Consider the following 12,745-nt stretch of genomic DNA (forward strand, 5'->3'; position numbering starts at 1 on the left):
ATCTGGAGTTGCTACCAATGGAATTATCCTCACTGACCGCTGTATCCCCGATTGACGGCCGTTACGGTGATAAAGTCAGCGCTTTACGCACTATTTTTAGTGAGTTTGGCTTACTGAAATTTCGTGTGCAAGTTGAAGTTCGCTGGCTGCAAAAACTGGCTGCAACCGCTCAAATCAAAGAAGTTCCTTCATTTGATGCTGACGCAATCGCTTACTTAGATGAAATCGTCGCGAACTTCTGCGAAAAAGATGCAATGCGTATCAAAGAAATTGAACGCACAACTAACCACGATGTTAAAGCAGTAGAATATTTCCTGAAAGAAAAAGTGGCGCACATCCCTGCTCTGCATGCGGTCTCTGAATTTATTCACTTTGCTTGTACGTCGGAAGACATCAATAACCTGTCCCATGCCTTAATGCTGAAAACCGCTCGTGAAGAGGTTTTACTGCCACAATGGCGTCAAATCATTGATAAAGTTAAAGCAATGGCGCACGAATACCGTACTTTACCTTTACTGTCACGTACTCATGGTCAACCAGCAACACCATCCACTATTGGTAAAGAATTTGCTAATGTTGCGTACCGTTTAGAGCGTCAATACCGCCAGTTAGAACAAGTGGAAATCTTAGGTAAAATCAATGGTGCCGTTGGTAACTATAACGCCCATATTGCCGCTTACCCAGAAGTTAACTGGCACGAATTCAGTGAAACATTCGTAACTTCACTGGGCATTCAATGGAACCCGTTCACCACCCAAATCGAACCGCACGACTATATCGCAGAACTGTTTGATTGTGTTGCGCGTTTCAACACTATCGTATTGGACTTTGACCGTGATATTTGGGGCTACGTTGCTTTAAATCACTTTAAGCAAAAAACCATTGCTGGTGAAATTGGCTCATCCACTATGCCACACAAAGTTAACCCTATCGACTTTGAAAACTCAGAAGGTAACTTAGGTTTAGCAAACGCGGTATTAGGCCATTTAGCAAGCAAATTGCCTGTTTCTCGCTGGCAGCGTGACCTGACAGACTCAACCGTTCTGCGTAACTTAGGTGTCGGTTTAGGCTATGCCCTGATTGCTTACCAATCCACAATGAAAGGCTTGAACAAATTAGAAGTTAACGAACAGCACTTACTGGATGAATTAGATCAAAACTGGGAAGTCCTCGCTGAGCCAATCCAGACGGTAATGCGCCGTTATGGCATCGAAAAACCGTATGAAAAACTGAAAGAATTGACTCGTGGTAAACGCGTTACCGCTGAAGGCATGAAACAGTTTATCGATGGTTTAGAACTTCCAGAAAGCGAAAAAGAGCGTCTCAAAGCGATGACGCCAGCCAACTACATTGGCTATGCGATTAATTTTATTGATGAAATCAAGTAATTTATAGTTATTCAAACAGGCGGCATTCGTGTCGCCTGTTTTTCTTTTCCAAAAAATCTCAGATTCGACTATTTTTCCGATCTGTTTGACTTATATTTAGTTAAGATCTTGTTCCCTATCCCATCTCTTTCTACCATACTCATTATAATATTCTCATTTGCATGCTTTCTTTATGTGAGGTTCTCAGATGCGCATTCTTATCGTCGAAGATAACGCCCTACTTCGTCACCATTTAACCGTTCAACTCAAAGAATTAGGTCATCAGGTAGATTCTGCTGAAGATGCAAAAGAAGCGGACTATTTTCTGAATGAAAGCCATCCCGATATTGCAGTCGTGGACTTAGGTCTTCCCGATGAAGATGGGCTTTCTATGATCAAACGCTGGCGCAGTAACCATGTCAGCATTCCGCTCCTCGTCCTAACTGCACGAGAAAGCTGGCAAGAAAAGGTTCAAGCTCTCAATAGTGGCGCTGATGACTATGTCACCAAACCTTTTCAACTAGAAGAGCTGGTCGCACGGATGCAAGCATTGATGCGCCGTAACAGTGGATTAGCCTCCCAAGTGCTTGAACTTGAAAACTTTGTTATTGACCTTTCCCGTAAAGAATTCACCGTTAATGGTGAGTCGGTCAAACTCACTGCATTTGAATACACCATTATTGAAACTTTGCTGCGCAATAATGGAAAAGTGGTCAGTAAAGACTCCCTCATGCGCCAGCTCTATCCAGATGCAGAGCTACGGGAAAGCCACACTATCGATGTGCTTATGGGACGTTTACGTAAAAAAATCCAACAGTTCCATGCCCAAGAAGTGATTGTGACTGTTCGAGGTCAAGGCTACCGTTTCGATGTGAACAGCTAATATGAAACTGCGTAAATTTAGGTTCAAACCCATCTCTTTACAGGCGCGTTTTATTTGTGCAACGTCAGCCGTCATTCTGGCGCTAACCCTCGCTTATGGAATTGTCGCTGTTGTGGGCTATTTGGTCAGTTTTGACCGAACGACCTACACGTTACTACGTAGCCAAAGTAACCTAATTTACAGCCTTGCTCAGTGGCAAGATAATAAAATTGATATTCGCGTTCCCCCAAACTTTACGTTGAACAACCCCTCGCTGATCATTATTTATGATAAAAATGGGCAAACTGTCTGGCGCCAACGAGAAGTCCCCAGCGTCGAGCGTCTTATTCAACTCGATTGGTTAAAAAAGAATGGGTTATACGAAATTGATACCGATTTCGATGAGACGCGCCAATTGATGAACAATAACCCAGACTACAGCCATCGACTCAATGATATAGATAATATCGATGAGCCATTAACTCACTCCGTTTCAGTTAACCAGTATTTAGAAACTGAAACCATGCCAGCACTGACGATTGTCGTCGTCGATACGTTACCTCAAGACTTACAAAGCACGGGCGTTGTCTGGGACTGGTTTGGTTACGTGTTACTCGCCAACTTTATACTGGTGATCCCGCTGTTATGGCTTGCAGCCTATTGGAGTGTGCGCCCCATTAAGTCACTGATTTCACAAATTAGTAGCCTTGAAAAAGGGGAGCGAGAAACGCTGGATGAAAACCCGCCAGCAGAACTGCGAGGCTTGGTACGGAATTTGAATATTTTGCTGAGTAACGAACGCAAACGCTATAGCAAATATCGCACTACATTGTCCGATTTAACCCACAGCCTAAAAACCCCGTTGGCTGTATTACAATCCACATTGCGGCTTCTACGCTCTGGTAAGCAAATGACCATCGAACAAGCAGAACCTATCATGTTGGAACAAATAGGACGCATTTCTCAGCAAGTTGGCTACTATTTGCATCGCGCCTCGAATCAAGGGGATGAAAACCTGATGCTGCGGGAAATCGCTTCAGTACCTTCTATCTTAGATAGTCTCTCTAGCGCACTGCATAAAGTGTACCTCAACAAAGGTGTCTCCATCACCGTCGATATCTCCCCTGAAATCACATGGCTAGGTCAGCCTAATGATTTTATGGAAGTGATGGGCAATATTATGGAAAACGCCTGTAAATATTGCCTTGAATTTGTGGAAGTCACTGCCCTTGTCGATCACGATAGCCTAACCATTTTTGTGGATGACGATGGTCCTGGCGTCCCAGAGAGTAAGCGCAGCATGATATTTATGCGAGGTCAACGCGCTGACACCCTAAGACCAGGGCAAGGTTTGGGGCTATCAATCGCGGTGGATATCATCGACCAATATGATGGTGAAATTACCATTTCAGATAGTCCACTTGGCGGTGCTCGCGTCGCCGTCACCTTTAGGCAGCAAGCAGTGATTGAAGATGCTTAGGTCTTGAATTGAGATAGCTAGGGCATAAACGAAGATAATTCGTTCATCTGCATATGAAGATGGCTAATCTGTGAACTGACGCCCTCTAAGCCCTGTTTTACAATCCATTTCCGGTATACTATTTAGGAAGTTTTGTCATAACTAGGGAACAATAAGATGGATTATAAACTGAATCTTGACTGGCAGAGTTTTCTGGACAGTCATTGGCAGAAACGACCTCTGCTTATCAAACAGGGTTTTACGCGTTTTATTGATCCTATCTCGCCTGATGAACTCGCGGGATTAGCGATGGAAGATGAGGTTGATAGCCGTTTAGTCAGCCATCAAAACGGGCTCTGGCAAGTCGCCCACGGTCCATTCGAAAGCTACGATCATTTAGGTGAAGAAAACTGGTCAATCTTGGTTCAAGCCGTTGACCACTGGCACTACCCAAGTGCCCAACTGATGAAACCTTTCCGTGTCCTTTCTGACTGGCGTATGGATGATTTAATGATCTCCTACTCCGTTCCGGGTGGTGGTGTAGGTCCTCATCTCGACCAATACGATGTATTCATTATTCAAGGCGAAGGTCGTCGTCACTGGCGTGTTGGGGAAAAGATCCCAATGAAACAGCACTCCCCGCATCCTGACTTACTGCAAGTACAGCCTTTTGATGCCATTATTGACGAAGAGATGGAACCCGGTGATATCCTGTATATCCCACCTGGATTCCCCCACGAAGGTTATGCCATTGAGCCATCACTGAATTTCTCTGTCGGTTTCCGCGCGCCTAATGCCCGTGAATTAATGAGCAGCTTTGCTGACCATTTAATTTCCAATGATTTAGGCAGCTATCGCTACAGCGACCCTGACCTTTCTTTCCGTGATAATCCGGCTGAAATTTTGCAAGGCGAACAGATTAAGCTGCGCGAAATGATGGAATCACTGATTCATGATCCAGAGCTATTCCGTAAGTGGTTAGGTGAATTTATTTCTCAATCACGTCATGAGCTGGATTTGGCACCGCCAGAGCCGCCTTATGAACAAGATGAGATTTATAATTTATTGAAAGAACAGCAAGAAACTCTATATAAACTCAATGGGTTGCGTGCTCTTCGTGTTGGTGATCAGTTCTTTGTTAACGGTGAGTCTTTAGAGACTAAATGCTATGAAGCCGCTGATAGCCTGTGCCGTTTCGATTCCGTCAACCATGCAAATCTTGGTGACGCATTAGACGATGTCAATTTTATCGCCTTAATGACAGCATTGATTAATAGCGGATATTGGTATTTTGACGACTAATTAGTCCTATAATTAACCGCCAACAAACAGCAAATGCCCCGAATATCATCACTTCACATCGGGGCATTTTTATCGCTGTTTTTTATATTAAGCACGCATCAAAGCTATTTATCAGTATTGCGTTTTGCATGAATAGCCGTTAATTCCGCAATTCTCATAATCACGCTCACCGCCTGCTCCATTCCTTCTTGAGTAATAAACTCATGTTTACTATGGAAGTTATAGCCACCAGTAAAAATATTCGGGCATGGTAAGCCCCGATATGATAACTGCGCACCGTCCGTTCCCCCACGGATAGGCTTGATAACAGGCTCAATATCACAATCCAGCATCGCTTGTTTCGCTAATTCAACAACATGCGGATATTTCATCACTTCTTTATGCATATTGTAGTAGCTATCATCCAATGTCAGCTCGATATAGCAGCTTGGGTGCAGCCCTTCACCCACTTTTTCTGCGATACGAATAATATTTTTCTTTCTCGCTTCAAAATTGGCTAAATCAAAATCACGGATAATGTAGTTCATTTCCGCTTTTTCCACGTTACCTTTAATGGACGTTAAGTGATAAAAGCCTTCGTAACCTTCCGTATTTTCAGGTGTTTCATCCGGTGGTAACATAGAATGGATTCGCGTTGCTAAACCCAACGCATTGACCATCACACCTTTGGCGCTACCAGGATGTGTATTGTTACCCACAATTTTAATAGAGACATTGGCAGCGTTAAAGTTTTCGAATTCGAGTTCACCGACACCACCACCATCAACGGTATAAGCCCAGCGAGCATCAAATTCTTTAAAATCGATATGTTGTGCACCACGACCAATTTCTTCATCTGGCGTAAAGGCAACACAGATTTTTCCGTGTGGAACATTTTGCCCTTCTAAACGCACAATCGCGGTAATAATTTCTGCGATACCCGCTTTATCATCCGCCCCTAATAAGGTTTTGCCATCGGTCATAATCAGCGTTTTGCCAATCATTTCGTGCAATACAGGGAACATAACGGGGGATAAAACTTCATCACCAATGCCGAGAGCAATATCGCCACCACGATAATTCTCAAGCACTTGCGGGCACACATTTTTGCCCGAATAATCTGGGGCGGTATCCAAATGCGAAATGAAGCCTATCGCAGGCACATCCCAATCGACATTGGATGGCATGATAGCCGTTAAACAGCCATGTTCCGACAGCGTCACTTTTTCAAAGCCAAGGATATTTAATTCTTTGGCTAACGCGCGGGCAAATTTTAGCTGGCCAGTGCTACTAGGTACTGTTTTTGCATTCAGTTTTGATTGTGTATCAAACGCAGTGTATTCAAAAAACCGCTCCAAGAGTTTGTCCATACTTCCTCCCCCTAAATATCAATGGGGATATTATGGGAAAGATCACAGAAACAATTATTGTTTCAAATCAGATTTGCAGCTAAAGAGTGAGGAAGATAACTAATTAATTTAATTTATTGTTCATTTTCGGCTGCACTTTTGGATAACACAACGCGTTAAGTACCATGTTATATAATGGCTATCTTATATAACGAAATGCGCTATAGAATGATTTTTAAGGTGGGAATACGATGGCAAAAACATTTTTAATTTACGGTGTTAGTAAAGGGTTAGGTAAAGCATTAATTGAAGGAGTGCCTGACCAAACGGATACTGTGTACGGAGTTTCTCGCACTGAACCACCTTTTGGTGGTGCGCAATTTCACTGGATACCCGCTGATCTTAGTGATATTCAATCGGCTTCAATTATCAAAAAGCAGCTAGGCGAAAAACCCATTGATACCCTAATTTATAATGTCGGCATTTGGGAAAAACTCGCCTTTACTGAAGAATATGATTTCGAGTCCACCAGTGATGTTGAATTACTCACCATGATCCAGACCAATATCAGTGCCTGCCTGTTGAATTTGAAAGCACTACTCAGTAACTTGCGTTTAGGCAACAATAGTAAAATTATTTTAATTGGCTCTACGTGGGGGCTGGATAATCATAATGGCAAAGAAGTCACCTTTAGCGCGACCAAGTATGCCCTACGCGGGATTGTGCAATCATTGAGAGAAACCTTGCGCCAAGATAATATCGGTATTTCTATTTTGAACTTAGGTTATCTCGCCACGGAATATCCGTTATCTATGCCAGTGAATGAGGTGATTGAAAAAAGTGAAGGTGCGTTAATTCCGCTGCAAGATGTGGTCAATGCCGTGCGCTTTATTCTTAGCACCAGCAGCGCCACCTGCGTAAAAGAAATTACCATGCCCGCCATGTTAGATGAAAACGTGTGATATAAACCTAATTTGCTCAGTGCATAAAAAAGGGAGCAAAAGCTCCCTTTTATGTTTATTCTTCGCTGTTTAACTTTGCCAGTAAGTCATCCACATATTCACTAACCACTTTACTCGCCAGCCCATAATGGCGCTCTTCAAATTCGCTTTCCACTTGGCTTGGTTCTAAATTCAATTGCACGGTATGAGCGCCTTGTAAACGCGCTTCATGCACAAACCCTGCCGCTGGATAAACATGCCCCGATGTCCCGATGGAAATAAACAGCGTGGCTTCTCCAAGTGCTTGATAGATCCTGTCCATTTCAAACGGCATTTCACCAAACCACACAATATGTGGGCGTAGTGGCTGAGGGAACTGGCAGCAGTGGCAACGCTCTTCTACGGATAAATCCCCTTTCCATTCGAGGACTTGGTTTGACCAATTACAACGTACTTTTAATAATTCACCGTGCATATGAACCACGCGCTTGCTCCCCGCACGCTCATGTAAATTATCAATATTCTGCGTCACTAGCAGGAATCTATCCCCTAGCGCTTGTTCTAATTTTGCTAATGCATAGTGCGCTGCATTCGGTTGAATATTCTCTTGTTGCAGCTGGCGACGACGTTCATTGTAAAAGCGCTGAACTAATTGTGGATCACGGGCAAAGCCTTCAGGCGTTGCGACATCTTCCACGCGATGCTCTTCCCATAAACCATCTGCCGAACGGAAGGTTTGAATGCCTGATTCTGCAGAAATACCCGCACCGGTTAATACAACCACGTTAATGTTTTGCATACTGAGCAGTCTATTATCAATGTAGTAAGAACGATTGCGAAGTCGCTGACGGCGTTTACATTTATTTTTACTTATTTTTTTCAATCTACGGCGAAATCGCAACATCGGAAATTTCCTTTCATCCTTGCAGTGAATTTGTCGGTATAAAAAGTGAAAATATAAACATGGTAAATTATGTTATTTATACATAATTTGGATAGTAACATACTAAAACCCTTCATCTCCTGCAAAGTAAAACAAATATCTCAATAACCTCGATTTAATAACTTTTTTATCATCAAAAAGACATTTTTTTCACTTTCAGATGACAAAAAACTTTATCCCCATCACACCTAACGGCTAAAATAGCTGCCATCTCACTATTTTGATTTCTCTTATTTGAAGGATTTCCATGGAAAAGTTTTTTGAAAGAATGATGTACGCTTCACGTTGGATCCTGGCGCCCATTTATTTGGGGCTATCACTGACATTGCTGGCGTTAACCATCAAATTTTTCCAAGAAGTATTTCATATTCTGCCAAGCATTTTTAGCATTCCAGAATCTGATTTGATCCTCACACTGCTATCGCTCATTGATATGGCGCTGGTAGGTGGATTACTGGTGATGGTGATGTTCTCAGGTTACGAAAACTTCGTCTCCCAATTAAATTTATCTGATCATCATGAAAAGCTAAATTGGATTGGTACCATGGATGCAACGTCACTGAAAAATAAAGTGGCTGCCTCCATTGTCGCCATCTCATCCATCCACTTATTGAAGATTTTCATGAACCTCAAAAACGTCGAAAATGATAAGTTGATGTGGTATGTGATCCTTCATTTAACTTTCGTGCTGTCAGCGTTTGTGATGGGTTATTTGGATAAAATGACCAAGAAAGCTAAGTATTAGTTCTCTCTCAATACACACGATTTGGCATAAAATAAGGGAAGCTCACTGTAGCTTCCCTTATTGTTTCAAATATTATTTTTTCAAGAACGGTAAAATGTGGCTCATTAACTGTTCAGGACACTCCTCCGTCACGAAATGACCGCACTCCCCAAGCATCGCCCCTTGTAATTGGGTTGCTCGCCCCTGTAACGTCAATTGCGGCGCATCTCGGGTTGCCTGATCCGCCCCAATCGCCAATACTGGCATGGTGAGCTTTTTCTGCGCTCGCTGTTTATTTTGCTCAATCGTCTGTGGAATAGCACGATAATAAGCAAAACCAGCTCGCAGTCCCCCCGGAGAAGCATACGCATCAATATACGTCTGTGCGGCAACGCGATCACGACGATAAGCCCAATTATCAAAAATAAAGTTAAGATACTCACGCTCTTTACCTGCCGTCAGCGTTTCCGGTAAATCTCGCACTTGGTTGAACATAAAATGCCAGAGGAAAATATTCTCCTCAGGATCAACGAAAATACTCGGTGCTGGCGCTAATCCTGGAATAACCGCTTCAGTTAAGGCTATCTTTTTCACGTCTGCGGGATAATCACTGGCCAGCGCATACCCTACCCACATACCAATATCATGCCCTATCACTGAATAGTGAGTATGACCCAGTTGCTTCATCATTTCGTGCAATGTGGTTGCGGCAGCGCCCGTATCATAGCCACTTTCTGGCTTATCAGAATACCCTGTTCCCAATGGATCAACAGCAATAGCGGTATAACCATTAGCAGCGAGATCCGTCATCACGTAGCGCCACGTGTACCATGTTTGTGGCCAACCGGGGATCAATAAAACTGGCTCACCTTCCCCAGCGGTAACATAGTGAAGGCGCTGCCCGTTCACTTTCACATAGTGATGTTGAAAGCTGGCTTCATTCGCCTCAATGGCTGGAAGAGTAGCACTTTTGGCTGTTTGAGCTAGGTTTCCTGCTACTAACGTAGCTGTTGCTTGCAAAGAGAGCGTCATCAGAGAAACGAGTAACACCTTTTTAAATACCGAATTCATATTTGTTCCATACACTTTTATGTGGGTAAAAAAGCCACTCATTCACGAGTTGCATTAATTATTTGTCGATCAACAATGAATAGGTTAAAGGTTTTTTTAATTCTTTGTCAATCGATAAATAATAATTATTTGTCATTCGACAAAGAAGTGATAATATGAACGCATTCTCATTCAGCGCATCATTATCATGTTTTAAGGGGATCATCGTTATGGCGGGAAGACCAAGAGAGTTCGACCGAGACGCGGCATTAAATAAAGCAAAACTTGTCTTTTGGCAAAGAGGTTATGAAGGTACGTCGATGTCAGATTTAGTCTCTGCTCTAGGCATCGCTTCTGCTCGCATTTATGCGGCATTTGGCTCGAAAGAGAACCTATTTCGCGAAGCTATCGCCCTGTATCTAAGCCAAGAAGGCGCTTTTGCTGATACTGCATTACAAGAGCCTAATACGCGTCTAGCAATAACACAGTTATTAACCCAAGCTGTCGAAACTTACACCCAACAAACGCATCCACAGGGGTGCATGGTAGTTTTATCACTGACCAACTATGCCAGTGAAAATGAAAACATTATGTCTTGGCTAGCGAATTACCGGAAAGACCGTACCACCGCCATCATACAACGTTTAAATGAGGGTGTAACTCAAGGGGATTTACCCAAGGAAACAAACACCCAAGCACTTGGCGATTATATCTCAACACTATTTCACGGCATTTCGATTCAAGCTCGCGACGGGGTGAGTAAAGTGCATTTACTCGCGATGGTTGACGTTGCTATGACTGGGTTTGATTCCTTTATCTCAGCATCAACTGCCCACTGATTATCCGTTTCAATTTTAGGAAAAATTGCTATGTCCTCATTCGGTTCATCTCCCAGTCGTGCATGGGTTTGCACATGGCTTTCAACATCTCAGCCCACCAGCGGTGAAGCATTTCCGTTTCCATTGGAGATCCCAACCTTATTGAATAACCAAACCCTACAGCAAACGCTGCGCATCACATTAGGCGGGCAACAATTACGCCTTGTGTTTTCGAATCGTTATGGCTCTCAGCCCCTAGTGTTGGGTGAAAATGTCATTGTTGTAAAATCGCCATCTGGACAGTCATGGAGCGCCCCTGTTCTGTTTAATGGACAATCTTGTGTTTCTATCCCCGCAGGGCAAATAGTGTACAGTGATGAAATCATCCATCCTATTGACGATTTGTCTGAAGTCACCCTACGAACCTATCTGCCGGCTCCTACCCTTGTAGAGACCTTTCATTGGGATGCGCGACATTATTCTCAATTAACATCGGGTAATGGTGTTCATTCCAAAATGATGAAAGAAAGCCTACCAATCAGTTCGCGTTTATTATTAGAAGCTGTTGAAATTCAGAATCAGGCGCCAAGCCAAGCGATTGTCGTTATTGGCGATTCCATGGTGGATGGCAATGGTGTCGAAATGGGAACTTATCACCGTTGGGTAGATTTTTTTGCTGAGCGTACCGTTTCTCAGCACACAGCGGTGATCAATGCGGGGCAATCGGGTTCTCGCTTACTCAAAGATGGTATTGGTATCAGTACATTATCTCGCTTTACTCGGGATGTTATTGAGCAAGCTGGCGTAACCACTTGCATTGTACAAGTGGGTCTCAATGATATTGGGCTTGCACAAACCGCCCTAGCGCCTGCGGATATGACACCTTCCGCTAGCCAGTTGATTGAAGGTTATCGTCAATTACTTGATATGGCGCATCAGCATCATATTCGCGTTGTCGGCATTACGCTTGTTCCGCTACGCTGTGCAGACGAGTATGGATTAGATAACTTCTATACCTCCGAAAAAGAAGCTATTCGCCAAGAAGTGAACGAATGGATACGCACTAGCGGTGAATTTGATGCATTAATTGACACTGAACAACTTGTGCGCGACTCACAAAATCCTCAGCAATTAGCATTAATCTATGATTCCGGGGATCATCTCCACCTTAACCACGCAGGGCATCTGTTGGTTGCGAATTCAATTTCCCTTGATACTGTTATTGGAGTTTAAAACAGTCATTAGCATTGAAACCATAGGTATGAGAATAACTTTTCGTACCTAATTATTCCGCTATTCTTTGATACAGCTTAACATTACCTTCAGCCACACCATCATTCCTTATGTTACTATCCACCGACCTAATCCATCATTTAAAACAGCCTTGGATAATAGAATGAGTGACCATTTTGTCGGGAAATTTGAAGCTGAAATTAAATTCAAACTACCCAATTCTGACACTTTTCTTAAGCAGCTTATCAATGATAATGCTGAAGCATTTACCGTAAATAATCATGAAATTGATGACTTTTTTGACTATCAAGATGGGCAGTTAGCCGCGCAAAATATCAGTATGTCCGTGCGGGAGATGACACCCTCTGGGATTAAGCTCTGGATAGTCAAAGGACCAAGCAGTGCCGAGTGTAAAGCGATTGATATTGCAGATTGCCAACATGTCAAAAACATGCTGAGCACCTTGGGATATCAATGTTACCTAACGATTGCTAAACAGCGCAGCATCTATTTTCTAGATGATATTCATATCACCATTGATTACTTGGAAGGTATTGGTTGGTTTGCTGAATTTGCGATTATGACAGACGATGAGAGCGAGTTAGACAACTTGTACACCAAATTACTGTCTACCGCGCAACATTATGGTTTTACAGAAGCATTAATTGAAACTCGCAGCTATAAGCAGATGTACCTTGAGAATTTGATGAAATAGCCT

At 43.0% G+C, this 12,745-nt stretch carries 12 protein-coding genes; 9 read left to right on the forward strand and 3 right to left on the reverse strand.

All coding sequences use genetic code 11. The features are described from left to right. The first annotated feature begins 17 nt into the window (after positions 1-17). The 4 genes from purB to HFU86_RS11320 all read left to right on the forward strand — a co-directional run bounded on the left by purB (position 18) and on the right by HFU86_RS11320 (position 4,990). Positions 18-1,388, forward strand: coding sequence for an adenylosuccinate lyase (purB, locus tag HFU86_RS11305; protein WP_036953131.1), 1,371 nt, complete (start codon positions 18-20; stop codon positions 1,386-1,388). Positions 1,389-1,575: 187 nt separating this feature from the next. After that, positions 1,576-2,250 (forward strand): two-component system response regulator PhoP, encoded by a 675-nt coding sequence (gene phoP, locus HFU86_RS11310; RefSeq protein ID WP_036953130.1) that lies wholly within the window; start codon positions 1,576-1,578, stop codon positions 2,248-2,250. Between the two features lies 1 nt (position 2,251). Further along, positions 2,252-3,709 (forward strand): two-component system sensor histidine kinase PhoQ, encoded by a 1,458-nt coding sequence (gene phoQ, locus HFU86_RS11315; protein WP_187129287.1) that lies wholly within the window; start codon positions 2,252-2,254, stop codon positions 3,707-3,709. A 156-nt stretch (positions 3,710-3,865) separates the two neighbouring features. Next, positions 3,866-4,990, forward strand: coding sequence for a ribosomal protein uL16 3-hydroxylase (locus HFU86_RS11320; RefSeq protein WP_132495248.1), 1,125 nt, complete (start codon positions 3,866-3,868; stop codon positions 4,988-4,990). A 104-nt stretch (positions 4,991-5,094) separates the two neighbouring features. Here HFU86_RS11320 and pepT read toward each other — a convergent pair whose 3' ends face one another. Further along, positions 5,095-6,339, reverse strand: a complete 1,245-nt coding sequence (gene pepT, locus HFU86_RS11325; protein ID WP_187129288.1) for a peptidase T — start codon at positions 6,337-6,339, stop codon at positions 5,095-5,097. A gap of 230 nt (positions 6,340-6,569) precedes the next feature. Here pepT and HFU86_RS11330 point away from each other — a divergent pair, with 230 nt between their 5' ends. Next, positions 6,570-7,280: an SDR family oxidoreductase gene (locus HFU86_RS11330; RefSeq protein WP_187129289.1), complete on the forward strand. Its 711-nt coding sequence runs from the start codon at positions 6,570-6,572 to the stop codon at positions 7,278-7,280. 55 nt (positions 7,281-7,335) lie between these two features. Here the strand turns inward: HFU86_RS11330 and cobB are convergent, their stop codons facing one another. After that, positions 7,336-8,160, reverse strand: coding sequence for a Sir2 family NAD+-dependent deacetylase (cobB, locus tag HFU86_RS11335; RefSeq protein ID WP_132495819.1), 825 nt, complete (start codon positions 8,158-8,160; stop codon positions 7,336-7,338). A 289-nt stretch (positions 8,161-8,449) separates the two neighbouring features. On the opposite strand from cobB, the gene HFU86_RS11340 reads away from it, so the two are divergent. Then, positions 8,450-8,947: a TIGR00645 family protein gene (locus HFU86_RS11340; protein ID WP_036953122.1), complete on the forward strand. Its 498-nt coding sequence runs from the start codon at positions 8,450-8,452 to the stop codon at positions 8,945-8,947. 72 nt (positions 8,948-9,019) lie between these two features. Here the strand turns inward: HFU86_RS11340 and HFU86_RS11345 are convergent, their stop codons facing one another. Next, positions 9,020-9,997, reverse strand: coding sequence for an alpha/beta fold hydrolase (locus HFU86_RS11345; protein WP_187129290.1), 978 nt, complete (start codon positions 9,995-9,997; stop codon positions 9,020-9,022). Between the two features lie 209 nt (positions 9,998-10,206). Here HFU86_RS11345 and HFU86_RS11350 point away from each other — a divergent pair, with 209 nt between their 5' ends. From HFU86_RS11350 to HFU86_RS11360, 3 genes are all read left to right on the forward strand, one after another. Further along, complete coding sequence (locus tag HFU86_RS11350; protein ID WP_187129849.1) at positions 10,207-10,815, forward strand: TetR/AcrR family transcriptional regulator; 609 nt, start codon at positions 10,207-10,209, stop codon at positions 10,813-10,815. A gap of 30 nt (positions 10,816-10,845) precedes the next feature. After that, positions 10,846-12,027 carry a GDSL-type esterase/lipase family protein gene (locus tag HFU86_RS20165; protein ID WP_187129291.1) on the forward strand — a complete coding sequence of 394 codons (1,182 nt, stop codon included), beginning with the start codon at positions 10,846-10,848 and terminating at the stop codon, positions 12,025-12,027. 163 nt (positions 12,028-12,190) lie between these two features. Continuing rightward, positions 12,191-12,742 carry a class IV adenylate cyclase gene (locus HFU86_RS11360; protein WP_132495256.1) on the forward strand — a complete coding sequence of 184 codons (552 nt, stop codon included), beginning with the start codon at positions 12,191-12,193 and terminating at the stop codon, positions 12,740-12,742. Positions 12,743-12,745 lie beyond the last annotated feature (3 nt).

The sequence above is a fragment of the Providencia sp. JUb39 genome (assembly GCF_012272845.1).
Classification (GTDB): domain Bacteria; phylum Pseudomonadota; class Gammaproteobacteria; order Enterobacterales; family Enterobacteriaceae; genus Providencia; species Providencia lanzhouensis.